13 protein-coding genes and 1 other RNA gene are annotated in these 15065 nt (G+C 31.5%); 8 read left to right on the top strand and 6 right to left on the bottom strand.

From position 1 onward, the window contains the following. Positions 1–100 precede the first annotated feature (100 nt). From BM072_RS06160 to BM072_RS06145, 4 genes are read right to left on the bottom strand one after another with little or no spacing between them, the layout of a single operon-like run. A complete protein-coding gene (locus BM072_RS06160; protein WP_092907594.1) occupies positions 101–1813 on the bottom strand; it encodes a phospho-sugar mutase in 1713 nt (570 codons plus the stop codon). Between the two features lie 10 nt (positions 1814–1823). Then, entirely contained in the window at positions 1824–2528 is a 705-nt protein-coding gene (locus BM072_RS06155; protein WP_092907592.1) for a GIN domain-containing protein, read from the bottom strand. A gap of 15 nt (positions 2529–2543) precedes the next feature. Further along, the gene (locus BM072_RS06150; protein ID WP_092907590.1) at positions 2544–3506 is read right to left on the bottom strand and encodes a glycosyltransferase family 2 protein; all 963 of its coding nucleotides are present in this window, start codon (positions 3504–3506) and stop codon (positions 2544–2546) included. A gap of 3 nt (positions 3507–3509) precedes the next feature. After that, positions 3510–4079: a DUF4199 domain-containing protein gene (locus BM072_RS06145; RefSeq protein ID WP_092907588.1), complete on the bottom strand. Its 570-nt coding sequence runs from the start codon at positions 4077–4079 to the stop codon at positions 3510–3512. 196 nt (positions 4080–4275) lie between these two features. On the opposite strand from BM072_RS06145, the gene ffs reads away from it, so the two are divergent. The 4 genes from ffs to BM072_RS06125 all read left to right on the top strand — a co-directional run bounded on the left by ffs (position 4276) and on the right by BM072_RS06125 (position 8713). Continuing rightward, positions 4276–4374, top strand: an RNA gene (gene ffs / locus BM072_RS06140) — signal recognition particle sRNA small type. An 82-nt stretch (positions 4375–4456) separates the two neighbouring features. Continuing rightward, a complete protein-coding gene (locus BM072_RS06135) occupies positions 4457–6109 on the top strand; it encodes a CTP synthase (protein WP_092907586.1) in 1653 nt (550 codons plus the stop codon). Next, a complete protein-coding gene (gene yidC / locus BM072_RS06130) occupies positions 6087–7931 on the top strand; it encodes a membrane protein insertase YidC (protein ID WP_092907585.1) in 1845 nt (614 codons plus the stop codon). Before BM072_RS06135 ends, yidC begins: the two co-directional genes overlap by 23 nt. A gap of 215 nt (positions 7932–8146) precedes the next feature. Next, positions 8147–8713, top strand: coding sequence for an acetate uptake transporter (locus BM072_RS06125; protein ID WP_177190267.1), 567 nt, complete (start codon positions 8147–8149; stop codon positions 8711–8713). A 62-nt stretch (positions 8714–8775) separates the two neighbouring features. On the opposite strand, the gene BM072_RS06120 is transcribed toward BM072_RS06125, so the two are convergent. Beyond that, complete coding sequence (locus BM072_RS06120) at positions 8776–9090, bottom strand: GlsB/YeaQ/YmgE family stress response membrane protein (RefSeq protein WP_092907583.1); 315 nt, start codon at positions 9088–9090, stop codon at positions 8776–8778. Positions 9091–9213: 123 nt separating this feature from the next. Between BM072_RS06120 and glmM the strand changes: the two genes are divergently transcribed. From glmM to BM072_RS06100, 4 genes are all read left to right on the top strand, one after another. Next, positions 9214–10596: a phosphoglucosamine mutase gene (gene glmM, locus BM072_RS06115; RefSeq protein WP_092907581.1), complete on the top strand. Its 1383-nt coding sequence runs from the start codon at positions 9214–9216 to the stop codon at positions 10594–10596. 93 nt (positions 10597–10689) lie between these two features. Continuing rightward, positions 10690–12060 (top strand): tetratricopeptide repeat protein, encoded by a 1371-nt coding sequence (locus tag BM072_RS06110; RefSeq protein ID WP_092907579.1) that lies wholly within the window; start codon positions 10690–10692, stop codon positions 12058–12060. A gap of 87 nt (positions 12061–12147) precedes the next feature. Next, positions 12148–12741, top strand: a complete 594-nt coding sequence (locus tag BM072_RS06105) for an acyl carrier protein phosphodiesterase (protein ID WP_092907577.1) — start codon at positions 12148–12150, stop codon at positions 12739–12741. Positions 12742–12804: 63 nt separating this feature from the next. Then, complete coding sequence (locus BM072_RS06100; protein WP_092907575.1) at positions 12805–14433, top strand: acyl-CoA carboxylase subunit beta; 1629 nt, start codon at positions 12805–12807, stop codon at positions 14431–14433. 55 nt (positions 14434–14488) lie between these two features. Here BM072_RS06100 and BM072_RS06095 read toward each other — a convergent pair whose 3' ends face one another. After that, positions 14489–15064, bottom strand: a complete 576-nt coding sequence (locus BM072_RS06095; RefSeq protein ID WP_092907573.1) for a sugar transferase — start codon at positions 15062–15064, stop codon at positions 14489–14491. Position 15065 lies beyond the last annotated feature (1 nt).

Here is a 15065-nt window from a genome sequence, read left to right as displayed (position 1 = left end):
AATTTCACCTCCTTGTTTAGCTAATTTATCTAAAAAAACTTTAACAAAATAAAAAAAGGCTGTCAATATTGACAGCCTTTATATTTTTAACTATAATTAATTATTTAAAATCTTCTTTTAACAAAGCAATCTTATCCATTAATTGTTTTTGAATTGTTGGATAATCTGCCGCATCACTAATTGGTGCATTTACCGAAAAGTAATATTTAATTTTAGGTTCCGTTCCAGAAGGACGACAAGCAACTTTACTTCCGTCTGCTGTATAAAAAATTAATACATTAGATTTCGGAATATCAATTGTTTTTTCTTCTCCAGAAACTAAATCTTTCTCGATTGAAGTTTGGAAATCTTTTACTTTAACAACAGCAGAACCTGCTAATTCTTTTGGAGAATTTGCACGGAAATCAACCATCATTTGTGCAATTAATTCCGCACCTTCTTTACCAGGTTTAACGATATTAGTTAAATCTTCTTGATAAGCTTTACCAATTTCCACATAAATTTCTGTCAACTTATTGTATAAAGAACTTCCTTTGGCTTTTTGAACAGCCGCAATTTCCGAAACCAATAAAGCTGTTGTTACAGAATCTTTATCACGAATAAAATCGCCAACCATAAATCCGAAAGATTCTTCTCCTCCTCCAATAAATTTCTCAACACCTTCAAACTGGCGAATCATATCCGCAATCCATTTAAAACCTGTTAATCCAACTTTACAATCAACATTAAATTTTGCTGCGATGTCATAAAAAATATCCGAAGTAACAATTGTCGATCCAATAAATTCTTTTCCGTTTAGTTTACCAGCTTCTTGCCATTTTTCTAACAAGTAATAAGTCAAAACAGTATTCATTTGATTACCGTTTAACAAAACGATTTCTCCATCATTATTACGTGTCGCAACACCTACTCTATCTGCATCAGGATCTGTTCCGATTACTACATCTGCATCAATTTCGTTTGCCAAAGCAACCGCCATTGTTAACGCTTCTGGTTCTTCAGGATTTGGAGATTTTACTGTCGGGAAATCACCACTTGGTATTGCTTGTTCTGCAACTTGATGTACTTGTGTAAAACCTGCTTTTTCGAACGCTTTTGGCGTTATTGCAACTGCAGTTCCATGAATTGAAGTAAAAACAATTTTAATATCCTTTTTACCTTCATTTGTAAAACTACCATTCTCTACACATGCATCAATAAAAACTTCGTCAATTTCTTTACCAATAATTGTAATTAACTCATCATTTCCTTTGAATTTGATTTCGTCAACTTTTACATTATTTACTTCATTAATAATTGCACCATCTTGCGGTGGAACAATTTGTGCACCATCATTCCAATAAACTTTATAGCCATTGTAAATTGGTGGATTATGAGAAGCCGTTAACACAATACCTGCGTCGCAACCTAAATGACGAACTGTAAAAGACAATTCGGGCGTTGGACGAAAAGACTCAAACAAATAAACTTTGATTCCGTTTGCTGTTAAAACATCTGCAACCGTCTTAGCAAATTTGTCTGAATTATGACGAACATCGAATGCAATTGCAACCGATTTTTCTTTATTTGGAAATTGTTGATTGATATAATTTGCCAAACCTTGCGTTGCCGCACCTAACGTATATTTGTTAAGACGATTTGTACCAACTCCCATAATTCCACGCATTCCTCCAGTTCCAAACTCAAGGTTACGGTAAAAAGAATCATCTAATTCGGTTGGGTTATTATCTATTAAATCTTGAACTGATTTTCTTGTTTCTTCATCATAAGAATCAGATAGCCATAATTTGGCATTCTCTAAACTTGAACTCATTCTTATCTTTTTATTTTTTAAGTACTTGGGCGCGATCAGCTATTTTGGTATCTTTATTCGGATCGCCCATAAAATTTACAATTGAATTTCCTTTTGCAGAACCATATAAAGTTTGGCGCGCATTGATGTCTAAAACAGCATTATCGTCTGTTGTAAAATCAGCTTCGTTAACTTCATATTTAAACAAATCAAGTTTTGCTTCGCCATATGCTTTCACTTTCATAGTTCCAGCAGTTCCTTCTAACAAAACACCCGATTGGTCGTCTGCTTTTAAATCAAAATTATTTGTAATCAAAAAAGTCTGATTTATTTTGGCTTGATCCTTCACTTCTACTGCTAAATCATCAACATTTAAAGTTCCAGAAGTTGTTAAAGAAGTTTGCTTATCTATCTTTAATTTTTCTAAATCGCGCGTCACATAAACATAAACATCATAAGCACTGTATTGGTCTACATTGCTTTTTTCTTTGATATTTAATGAATTATCTTTTGCCTCGACTACCAAATTATCAATAACATTTTGATGCGATTCTACTTTAACACCCGTTTTATTTCCAGGTACAAGAATTACATTACAATTACACGAAACACTCAAATCTTTGATACTATTTGCAGTGTATTCTTTTTGAGCAGTTGCTGCTCCATCACCATCAATAGACGATGAACACGAGGTTACAACAAAAGTTAATAATCCTAATAATAAAGCTTTTTTCATAGTTGGTTGATTTTATTAATTTAGATTGATTTCTTTCTGAACTAAATATAATTTCTTTTCGCGATTATTACGAACGATTAACTCGCCCAAAAATCCCGCCAAAAATAATTGCGTTCCTAAAATCATAAAGACCAAAGAAATATAAAAATATGGATTTTCTGCAATTAATCGTGCTGGAGAATGTGAAATATAAACTTTAAATAATTTCTCTATTCCAATATAAAACGACGATAAAAGTCCTAAAATAAACATCACAGTTCCTAATAATCCAAAAATATGCATTGGTTTATTCCCAAATTTTGAAGTAAAGAAAAGTGTAATTAAATCTAAGAATCCATTTATAAAACGGTTTGCTCCAAATTTAGATACACCATATTTACGCGCTTGGTGTTTTACCTTTTTTTCTATAATACGCGAATAACCCGCATTTTTAGCTAAAACCGGAATGTAACGGTGCATATCACCATACAATTCGATATTTTGCGTTACTTCCCAACGGTAAGCTTTTAAACCACAGTTAAAATCGTGCAATTTTACACCCGAAGTTTTACGTGCAACACCATTAAATAGTTTTGAAGGTAAATTTTTTGTCAATTTATTATCTTGACGATTTTCTTTCCAACCCGAAACAATATCTGCATTTTTATTTTTCAGCATATTGTATAATGAAGGAATTTCTTCAGGAAAATCTTGTAAATCTGCATCCATCGTAATCACAACATCACCTTTTACTTCTTTAAAAGCAGCGCTTAATGCTGGTGATTTACCATAATTTTTGCGAAATTTAATTCCTTTTACCTCTGGATTGAAATTGGCTATATATTCAATAATTTGCCAAGAATCATCTGTACTTCCGTCATCAACGAAAATTACCTCGAATGAGAAATCATTTTGCTCACACACTTTTTTGATTCGATAGAATAACTCTTCTAAGGAATCTTGTTCGTTCAATAAAGGAACTACAACTGAAATATCCATATGTTAAAAAACACGTTTTTTTAAGAATTGCGAAAACAATGCCGAAATAGCAATGTAGAAAGATAAGAAAATTGAGAATAATCCGAAGAAATTTTTAACCGTAAATAAATTTAAGGTTTTATAAGCTTCCGAATTTCTGAATGCTACAATATCTTTTGAGGTTTTTGGGTCAGACATGTTTGCTGTAAATGTATCTAACAAACCTTGTTTTAAGCTGTCTTGTGCCCATTCTCCGTATGTATTAAAAAATACAAAAATGGTTAATAAACTAATTACACCTGCGAAGAAAACGGTATAAAATCCTATTTTAAAACCTTGTTTAAAAGTCATTAAATCTTCTATTTCTTTGTAGTTTTTTGCTTTAGATCTTGCGACAATTAATATCGATAAAAAACAATATATTGCATATAATGGCAATACGACAAAACAACAAATAAAGAAACTATACGTGTAATACTCTTTTACAGAAACGGTTCCGTTTAGTGCAAAATAAAAGTATAGTGCAAAAAACAATGCTAAGGTAATTCCCGCTAGCACTAAAGAGTTTTTGAAAATCTTGTTAAAACTAATCATTTTGCAAAGATAATTATATCCCTTAATTCTGTATATATAATTTGTATGATTTAAAAAAGTAAATATTAAAAAACTAGATTATTTTTTTACTTCATAACCTACTCATAATGAATTGAAAAAATTAAAAGACAATAAATTTACAAAAAACTTTTCTTAAAATTCTTTTATTTTTAAAAAACATTATTACCTTTGCAATAGGCAAGTCCTACACAACCAGCTCCTGTTTAATCCTCCAGGACGGGAACGTAGCAAAGGTATACGGTTGTAGCGGTGTGATGTAGATCGCTTGCCTATTTTTATTTTTCTAAAATAACACTACACTTTTTTTTACCCCATTATTTATTCCTAAATTTGCAACCATTGATTTAAATATTTCAATGGAAACAAACAAGACACCAAAGTACATTTTCGTTACCGGAGGAGTAACTTCATCGTTAGGGAAAGGAATTGTAGCATCTTCTTTAGGAATGCTACTAGAAGCAAGAGGATATAGAGTAACTATACAAAAGTTAGATCCCTATATAAATGTAGACCCAGGAACACTAAATCCCTACGAGCATGGTGAATGTTATGTAACGGAGGATGGTGCAGAAACTGATTTAGATTTAGGACATTATGAGCGCTTTTTGAACCGCGCAACATCACGTGCTAACTCTGTTACTACAGGTCGTATTTATCAAACAGTCATCGAGAAAGAACGTCGTGGAGATTATTTAGGAAAAACTGTACAAGTTGTTCCTCATATCACAAACGAAATCAAACGTCGCATCAAATTATTAGGTAATACAGGTGATTATGATATCATTATTACTGAAATTGGTGGAACTGTAGGAGATATAGAATCTTTACCTTATATCGAAACTATTCGTCAATTAAACTGGGAATTAGGAGAGCATAACTCATTGGTTATTCACCTAACTTTAGTTCCTTTTTTAGCTGCATCAGGCGAATTAAAAACAAAACCAACTCAACATTCTGTTCGTACATTAATGGAAAGTGGTATTCAGGCAAATGTTTTAGTAACACGAACTGAGCATCATTTACCAAAAGATGTGAAAGCTAAATTGGCGCAATTCTGCAACGTTCGCAAAGAAAATGTGATCGAATGTATGGATGCAGACACAATTTATGAAGTTCCATTTTTATTACATGAACAAAATTTTGACGAAGTTGTTTTAAAAGGCTTAGATTTGCCAACTAATCAAGACCCAGATTTTACAGTTTGGAAAAAATTCTTGAACAACCATAAAAATCCTAAAAACGAAATAGAAATTGCCTTAGTTGGTAAATATGTCTCGTTACACGATTCTTATAAATCAATTACAGAAGCATTTACACATGCCGCTGCAACATGCGAAACTAGCGTAAAAGTACGTTGGGTTTATTCTGGAGATATTACAGAAGATAATGTAGGCGAAATGTTGAAAGGTGTTTCGGGTATATTAATTGCACCTGGTTTTGGAGATCGTGGAATTTTAGGAAAAATAATCGCAGCAAATTATGCGCGTCGCAACAATGTGCCTACGTTAGGAATTTGTTTGGGAATGCAAATTATGGCGATAGAATTTGCTCGTAATGTATTAGGTTACGAAAAAGCAGATTCTGCAGAAATGGATTTAACAACTCCGCATCCGGTAATTAGTTTGATGGAAGATCAAAAAGATGTATCGGATAAAGGAGGAACAATGCGTTTAGGAAATTGGAAATGTGAATTGACAGAAGGTTCTAAAATCAATAATGTCTACAAAACGACTACAATTTTAGAGCGTCATCGTCATCGTTACGAATTTAATAATGAATATTATACAGAGTTTGTAGAAAATGATTTTTTACCTGTTGGTAAAAATCCTGAAACAGATTTAGTTGAAATTTTAGAACATAAACAACACCCATATTATATTGGTGTACAATTCCATCCGGAATACAAGAGTACAGTTGCTTCGCCACATCCTTTATTTATAAGTTTTATCGAAGCGGCTTTGTCCAATAAACAAAATGATTTAATGCATGCAACAAGAGAAAAAATTTGATTTTAACCAAACGATTGGTTTCATATTAATTGCAATTCTTTTTGGCGTATTTTATTTCTTAAACAAGCCTTCGGAAGAACAAATAGAGGCTCAAAAGAAAGAATTAGTCCAAAAACAACAAGAAGCTAAAAAGCACGAACAACTAAACAACACTGCTTCTCAGCAAGCTTTTCAGGCTGTAGATCCTACACTTGCACAAGATGTTGAAGTAAGTAATGACAAATTAAAAGTTAAGTTTTCGCCAAAAGGTGCTCAAATTTCTGATGTAGAAATTATCGGATTTGATGCTTATGACGCGAAAAAAGACGGAAACAAAGATCCTTTACATTTAGTAAAAAATGGATCTAGTAAATTTAATTTATCATTCAAAACAAAGCAAGGTACTGTTCTTAATGTAGCTGATTTGGTTTTTGTACCACAAGTACAAAAAAATGCAAACAACACAGTAATTACGTTTACAGCTAATGCGCAAAACAGTCAAATTCAGTACATCTACACATTAGGAGATGCTTACGGAATTGATTTCGAAGTTAAAACACAAGGTTTATCTAACATTACGGCAGAAAACAAAGTAGATTTAGCTTGGACAATGGACGCTTTTAGTACAGAAAAAGGGAAAGATCAAGAGAAATATTGGTCGCATACTTATTTTCAATTCAAAGGAAACAAAGACATCGAATACGAATTATTTGGAGCTGATGAATGGAACGAAGAAGAGTCTATTTCATGGGTTGCAAATAAACAACAGTTTTTTGCCTCTGTATTATCTTATGACGAAGGTTTTAAGAATACAAATGGAGGATCTAAAAACTCTGAAAAAGAAGATTTAACGTACAGCAAACATTTTCACTTAAATTCTCAAATGGATTTAAAAAATAGTGAAATGAACTATAAATTTACTTGGGATTTTATTCCTTTAGATTATAAAATGCTGAAAGGTTATAACGACAAAGGATTCCAAAACTTAATTGATTTTGGTTGGGGATTATTTGGTTGGTTAAATAAATATTTCTTCTTAAATATTTTCAAATGGTTAGCGTCTGTTGGAATTACATACGGTTGGGTAATTTTCTTAATGACTATTGTTGTTAAATTAATTTTATCGCCAGTTATGTACAAACAATATCGTCAATCTGCATTGATGAAAGTTGTTCGTCCAGAATTAAACGCAATCAACGACAAATACAAAGACTCGAAAGATGCGATGAAAAAGCAACAAGAGACGATGGAAATTTACCGTACTGCGGGTATTAATCCTTTAGCAGGATGTTTACCAGCATTATTACAAATTCCTATCTTTTATGCCTTATTCCGTTTCTTCCCTAACTTAATTGATTTAAGAGGTGTTCCTTTTTGGTTTGTAGACGATTTAACTGCTTACGATGACATTATTAGAATACCAGAATGGGTTCCGTTATTAAATGGTCACTTAAGTATTTTTGCAGTATTGTACATTGTTGCGATGATGGTTTATTTCAAGATTTCAGGATCTATGGATAACTTCCAAATGCCACAACAAGAAGGTATGCCAAATATGCAATTCATGAAATACATGATGTACATTATGCCAGTATTCTTCTTTGTATTCTTAAACAATTATGCATCTGGATTATCTTGGTATTACTTAGTATCAAATACTATTAATATCTTTATTGTCTTGTACATTAAGAAATTTATGATTCACGAAGCGAAGATTCAACAAATTATTGAAACAAATAAAACGAAACCTAAAAAACAAGGTAAGTTTGCTTCTAAAATGCAAAACATGATGCAACAAGCACAAGAAATGCAGAATCAACAAAAAGACAACAAAAAGAAATAATCATTCTTTTTAAAATACTTCTAAAAATCCGTTAATGATAATTAACGGATTTTTTATTTAATCAAGACACTGGTTAAATAAATCATTCAACAATCTTTATATCAATAATATATTCGATTAAATTAATTTAATTGGTGTACATCATACACTTTTTATTAATAAATAGTTTGATATTTATTATTTTCAGATTATTATTGTCTTTAAATAATAAAAATATGAATGATATTTACAAAATTACAGATCAAACTGCGAATCCTGGTCCATTAGGATTATTTGGTTTCGCAATGACAACTATTCTTCTAAATATACATAATACAGGCTTTTTTCCTGTTAATAGTATGATTATGGGAATGGGAATTTTCTTTGGTGGTGGAGCTCAGTTTATAGCTGGAGTTATGGAATGGAAAAAAGGAAATGATTTTGGAAGTATTGCTTTTATGTCTTATGGTGCATTTTGGTTAACACTAGTTTTTATATGGCTAGCGCCAATGTTTGGTGTAGAAAAACCAGATGGCAACGCAATGGGATGCTATTTAGGTATGTGGGGATTATTTACTTTGGTTAACTTTTTACAAACATTAAAAGGAAACACAACCGGTAAATTATTATTTGGATCACTTACCTTGTTATTCTTTTTATTAGCTGCAGGTAATTTTACCGGAAGCGAACAAATCATTCATGTTGCTGGATGGACAGGAATCATTTGTGGATTTATCGCTTTTTATGAAGCTTCTGCAATTATGATTAACAAAAAATATGAGAAGAACATTCTTCCATTATAAATTAAAAAAACCCTTTAACTAAATCAGTTAAAGGGATTTTTTAATTAAACGCATTCTTATAATTATTTATTAAGCATCGGAGCAATTAACTTTTTCCAGATGAATAATAAAATTAAAGATCCTAAAATAGAAAATATCCAATCTAATGGACTAAAGAAACTTACTTCACCATCGTGACCAATTCCTAAAATTGTTCTCATATAAGCACCTAAATAAGCTCCAACAATACCAATTAAAGCAGTAACCCAGAAACCTCCAGGATCTTGTCCAGGCATAATTGCTTTAGCAATACCAGCACAAATAAGTCCGAAAACTAAATAAACCAAGAAACTCCAAACTCCTGTAATTCCCAATAAAATAAAACCAGTTGTCATCATAATAATTGTTTTTTAAGCATTTTAAATTGTTAAATAAATCTTAACTAAAATCGTACCAAAAAGATAAGAATAATTTTTTGTATTTTGTAGCTTTGTATCACTATAAAAAATTAAAAGAACAATATGTCTCTAATAAAATCAATTTCAGGTTTCCGCGGAACAATCGGAGGAAAACCAGGAGATAATTTAACACCTATTGATGCAGTTAAATTTGCTGCAGCTTACGGAACTTGGTTAAAAAATCAATCAGATAAAACAGAATATAAGGTAATTGTTGGTCGTGACGCTCGTATTTCGGGCCAAATGGTTTCGCAATTGGTATGTTCTACATTACAAGGTTTAGGAATTAATATTATAGATCTTGGCCTATCAACTACGCCTACTGTAGAAGTTATGGTGACGGATTTACGCGCAGATGGCGGAATAATTTTAACAGCTTCTCATAATCCAAAAGAGTGGAATGCTTTAAAATTATTAAATGCAAAAGGAGAATTTGTTTCGGCAAATGATGGTGCGCAAATTTTAGCATATGTAGATCAAGATGATTATAATTTTGCAGAAGTTGATGATTTAGGCTCTTACGAAACTTTTGATTACGCGATTGATCTTCACATTGACAAAATTTTGGCTTTGCCTTTGGTTAATGTTGAAGCAATTCAGAAAAAGAATTTCAAAGTCGCTATCGATGCGGTAAATTCGACAGGTGGTATTGCAATTCCTAAATTATTAGAGCGTTTAAACGTTGTACATTATGATATGTATTGTGAGCCAAATGGTCAATTTCCCCATAATCCAGAGCCTTTAAAAGAACATTTAGGTGATATTTGCGCTAAAGTAATTGCAGAAAAAGCAGATTTCGGAATTGTTGTTGATCCAGATGTAGATCGTTTAGCAATAATTGATGAAAAAGGTGAAATGTTTGGAGAAGAATATACATTAGTTGCAGTTGCAGATTATGTTTTATCTAAAACTCCATCAGCTACAGTTTCTAATTTATCTTCATCAAGAGCTTTACGCGATGTGACAGAAAAATACGGACAAAAATATTCGCCATCTGCGGTTGGTGAAGTAAACGTTGTCACAGAAATGAAAAATATTGGAGCAAAAATTGGTGGCGAAGGAAACGGAGGAATCATTTATCCAGAATTACATTATGGTCGCGATTCTTTAGTTGGTATCGCATTATTTTTAACACATTTAGCAGAATTAAACATTTCAGTTTCAGAGTTAAGAGCTTCTTATCCTGCTTATTTTATGGCAAAAAAGAAAATTGAATTGACGCCAGAAATTAATGTAGACGAATTATTAGTTAAAATTCAGGAAGTTTACAAAGACGAACAAATCAATACTGTTGATGGTGTAAAAATTGATTTTCCGACAGAATGGGTTCATTTACGCAAATCAAATACAGAACCAATTATTCGTATTTACACAGAAAGTACTTCTGAAGAAAATGCAAACAAATTGGCTGATAAAATGATAGAAAGCATCAAAAATATTATCTAAAATACTATTTTTTAATTGTTTAATAAATGTGCAAAACTCTAACATTTTGTTAGGCTTTTTGCACATTTTATTTTGTAATTTAGTCTTGTTACTATGGACGAGGATTTTTTTAACAACGAATTAATTGAGAAATTTGAGCAAATGCTTGATAATCGTGAATATACCTATTACGATTCAGAGGATTTGTGCGAAATTATTGAGTTTTACATCGAGGTAAATGATAGTGAATATGCGAAGCGTGCGCTAGATTTTGCAGAAAAAATGCATCCTGATAATTTAGAAATCAAGATTAAGCGCATTGAATATCTACTTTCTATCGGCGAATTAAAACGCGGCGGAAAATTATTACAAGAAATTAAAGAAATTGCAGCGCAAGAACTTGATTATTTATTAGTCCAAGCACGTTATTGGGGAATGAAAAATATGCCCCGAAAAGCAATTCGTTTTTACGAAGATGCTTTAAAAGTTGATGACGAAGAAACAGACTTTATCTGTAATTGCATTGGTAACGAATATTTAAATTTAGAAGAAATACGATCAGCATTAGAAGCTTTTAAACGTGCTTTAAAATTTAATCCCGAAAATGATTATTCTTTTTATTCAATCATTCAATGTTATGAAGATATTCATGATGATATGGATTGTATTGAATTTTTAAAAGAATATATCGAAGATAATCCTTATTCAGAGGTTTCGTGGTTGCAATTAGGTTTACTTTATTTGCACCAAAAGAAATATGATGATGCAATAAATGCATTTGAATATGTTATCGCAATTAACCCTAATAGCATAAGTGGTCATACAAACAAAGCAAGTGCATTAGAAGGTTTAGGGCAATTTAGTGATGCCATAAACACATACGAAGAAACCTTAAGTTTTGATGATTCGCCTGCTGTAACACATCTTAAAATTGGTGAAAATTTTGAACGTTTAGAAAAACCTCAAAAAGCATTAAAATCATATCATATTGCAATAAAAGAAGATCCACAATTGGATAAAGTTTGGGCAAAAGCTGCTGCACTTTATGACAAATTAGGAAATTTTGAAGAAGCAGAATATTACATCAATCGCGCGATAGAATTGGATAATAAAAATGTAGAATATTACAGTTCTGCAACATACTATTATCTGAAACAATTGAAGTTTGAAGAAGCTATCAGAAATTTGGCTATTATTGTCGAAATGAAACCGTTGGTTTTTAATTCTTGGTATGCTTATGCCGAAACTTTAATTGCAATTGGCGAGTACGAACAAGCAATTCCTATTATTATTGCGGCGTTAAGACATTTTAATCGTGCCGAATTTTTCTATCAATTAAGTAATGTTTACTATTTGACAGATCAAAATAAATTAGGTGACGAAGCACTAACAAATGCACTTTTATTGAATAAATCTTTAAAAGAATCTATGTTAGACAACTACCCTATTTTACAAGAAAAAATAGCGCAATTAAATCTAAAATAAACGTAATAAGATTCTTAATATTAAGTTCATTTCAATTTATTCCAAGACAACTAAAAATAATGTATCTTTAATTGTCAACAAATCAATATGAATTTAGTCGCACATCAATATTTATCTTTCGAAAATAAAGCTTTACAAATTGGTAATTTACTTGGAGAAACTGTCAAAGGAAATCAATATTTAAAATATCCAGAAGATATACAAACAGGAATTTTACTGCACAGAGAAATTGATACTTATACCGATTCTCACGAAATTGTAAAACAAAGTTCGAGCTATTTTCATGCGACTCAACATAAATTTGCACCAATTATTATTGATGTTATTTATGATTATTTTTTGATTAAACATTGGAATGATTTTTCTAAAACAACGTTTCAAGAATTTAAATTAGAGTGTTATCAACTTTTTGAAGATGAAAAATCTAATCTTCCCGAAAAACTTCAAGAAACTATTTTTTATCTTTTAAAATATGATTGGTTTCAAAATTATTCGACGATATATGGCGTTCAAAAAACGTTAAAAGGAATCGGTAGTCGAGCAAAATATTCGAATAATTTACATCAAATCATTCCCGAATTCGAAAAAAATTACGCAAATCTCGAAAATGATTTTTTAATTTTCTTTCCACAACTTTTCGCGCATTGTAAAAACTTTTTATCAATCGAAATCAACGAGTAAATTTCTTTTTAACAATTGGATAAAATTCATTAGTTTAGGGCTGTAAACAAACAGAAAACCACAATGGATTTAACTTTTAACAAAAGAGAGGATCATAACAAACTTTTGCTATCTAAACTACGTAATAAATTGAATGAAGTTTATTTGGGTGGAGGTAAAAAACGTATTGATGCTCAGCATAGCAAAGGTAAATTGACCGCTCGTGAGAGAATTGATTACCTTTTAGATGATAAAAAACCTGCAATAGAAATTGGTGCTTTAACGGGCGACGGAATGTACAAAGAACACGGTGGATGTCCATCAGGTGGTGTTGTCGTTAAAATCGGATATATTTCTGGAAAACAATGTATTGTTGTTGCAAATGATGCAACTGTAAAAGCTGGTGCTTGGTTTCCTATTACTGGAAAAAAGAATTTACGTGCACAAGAAATTGCAATGGAAAACAAATTACCTATCATTTATTTAGTTGATAGTGCAGGTGTTTATTTACCAATGCAAGATGAAATTTTTCCGGATAAAGAGATGTTTGGACGAATTTTTCGTAACAACGCAATAATGTCTTCAATGGGAATTACACAAATTTCTGCAGTTATGGGAAGTTGTGTTGCTGGTGGTGCTTATTTACCAATTATGAGCGACGAAGCAATGATTGTTGATAAAACTGGCTCTATCTTTTTAGCTGGTAGTTATTTGGTAAAAGCCGCTATTGGAGAAGATATTGACAATGAAACTTTGGGTGGAGCAACAACGCATTGCGAAGTTTCTGGTGTTACTGATTATAAAGCAAAAGATGATAAAGATGCTTTGGATAGAATAAAATCTATTGTTGGTAAAATTGGTGATTTTGAAAAAGCGGGATATAACCGAATTCAATCTGCACAACCTGCATTAGACGAAAAAGAAATTTATGGTATTTTACCAGAATCTAGAGCAGAACAATATGATATGTACGAGATTATTAACAGAATTGTTGATAACTCTGAATTAGACGAATATAAACCTGATTACGGAAAGTCAATTATTTGTACCTATGCACGTATTGACGGTTGGGCGGTTGGAATCGTAGCTAATCAACGTAAAATTGTGAAATCTAAAAAAGACGGAATGCAATTTGGCGGTGTTATATACTCGGATTCGGCTGATAAAGCGACTCGATTTATTGCTAATTGTAATCAAAAGAAAATTCCATTAGTATTTTTACAAGATGTTACAGGATTTATGGTTGGATCAAAATCTGAACATGGAGGAATCATCAAAGATGGTGCAAAAATGGTAAATGCTGTTTCTAATTCTGTTGTTCCAAAATTCACAATTATTGTTGGGAATTCTTACGGAGCTGGAAATTATGCAATGTGTGGAAAAGCGTATGATCCTCGTTTAATTGCTGCATGGCCTTCGGCTCAGTTAGCTGTTATGGGTGGAGAGCAAGCGGCGAAAGTTCTTTTCCAAATAAAAGAAGCTTCTTTAAAAAGTCAAGGAATAGAAGTTGATGAAGTAAAGAAACAAGAGTTATTGAGTGAAATTACAGCGCAATACAACGATCAAACAAGTCCTTATTATGCTGCTGCAAGATTGTGGACAGATGGTATAATTGATCCATTGGATACGCGTAAATGGATTTCTATGGGAATTGAAGCTGCCAATCATGCTCCAATCGAAAAACAATTTAACTTAGGAGTTATTCAAGTTTAAAAGAATAAATTATACAATAAGAAAATCGGTCATCTAAAAATAGATGACCGATTTTTTATTTTGTATAAACTGTTTTAATAATATAATTTAAATCTTTTATAAAACTCCAATTCTTTACATAATCAACATTGATTTTTACTTTATCTGTCCATAAAACTTCGTCATTGTATTTGATTGGATTTTCAACTTGTGCTAAAATTTCGTCTTCATTTCTGTATTTTAACTGAGCTGGACCAGTAATTCCAGGTTTTACATTTAATATTATTCGGTCTTCGTCTACTAATTTATCAGCATAACCAACAACATCAGGTCGTGGACCTACAAAGCTCATTTCTCCTTTTAGAATATTAAAAAGTTGGGGTAATTCATCTAATTTATAATCTCTTAAAAATTGTCCGAATTCAGTAATATTGTGTTCTTTGGTTGTGACGCTAGAAGTAGAAAAACCTTTCATAGATCGGATTTTATAAATCTTAAAAATTCGTCCGTTTTTCCCTACTCTATTTTGTGTAAAAAGTCCGAATTGGTTGGTATTAATAGAACTTATGATAATTAATAAAATGATTAATCCCACTAAAAAAATTAGTAGGATTAATGCAAGTATATAATCAAAAAGATTCTTTATTAACATT

The organism is Algoriella xinjiangensis, from assembly GCF_900115015.1.
In the GTDB taxonomy this organism is placed as follows: Bacteria; Bacteroidota; Bacteroidia; order Flavobacteriales; family Weeksellaceae; genus Empedobacter; species Empedobacter xinjiangensis.
This window is presented reverse-complemented; position numbering and strand designations above follow the sequence as displayed.

Bases quoted from the DNA above. Each gene is read 5' to 3' on its own strand.
- BM072_RS06125 (WP_177190267.1), top strand. From the start codon at position 8,147: ATGAATGATATTTACAAAATTACAGATCAAACTGCGAATCCTGGTCCA.
- BM072_RS06100 (WP_092907575.1), top strand. From the start codon at position 12,805: ATGGATTTAACTTTTAACAAAAGAGAGGATCATAACAAACTTTTGCTA.
- BM072_RS06145 (WP_092907588.1), bottom strand. From the start codon at position 4,079: ATGATTAGTTTTAACAAGATTTTCAAAAACTCTTTAGTGCTAGCGGGA.
- BM072_RS06095 (WP_092907573.1), bottom strand. From the start codon at position 15,064: ATGTTAATAAAGAATCTTTTTGATTATATACTTGCATTAATCCTACTA.
- BM072_RS06110 (WP_092907579.1), top strand. From the start codon at position 10,690: ATGGACGAGGATTTTTTTAACAACGAATTAATTGAGAAATTTGAGCAA.
- BM072_RS06135 (WP_092907586.1), top strand. From the start codon at position 4,457: ATGGAAACAAACAAGACACCAAAGTACATTTTCGTTACCGGAGGAGTA.
- BM072_RS06105 (WP_092907577.1), top strand. From the start codon at position 12,148: ATGAATTTAGTCGCACATCAATATTTATCTTTCGAAAATAAAGCTTTA.
- BM072_RS06150 (WP_092907590.1), bottom strand. From the start codon at position 3,506: ATGGATATTTCAGTTGTAGTTCCTTTATTGAACGAACAAGATTCCTTA.
- glmM (WP_092907581.1), top strand. From the start codon at position 9,214: ATGTCTCTAATAAAATCAATTTCAGGTTTCCGCGGAACAATCGGAGGA.
- BM072_RS06160 (WP_092907594.1), bottom strand. From the start codon at position 1,813: ATGAGTTCAAGTTTAGAGAATGCCAAATTATGGCTATCTGATTCTTAT.
- BM072_RS06120 (WP_092907583.1), bottom strand. From the start codon at position 9,090: ATGATGACAACTGGTTTTATTTTATTGGGAATTACAGGAGTTTGGAGT.
- BM072_RS06155 (WP_092907592.1), bottom strand. From the start codon at position 2,528: ATGAAAAAAGCTTTATTATTAGGATTATTAACTTTTGTTGTAACCTCG.
- yidC (WP_092907585.1), top strand. From the start codon at position 6,087: ATGCAACAAGAGAAAAAATTTGATTTTAACCAAACGATTGGTTTCATA.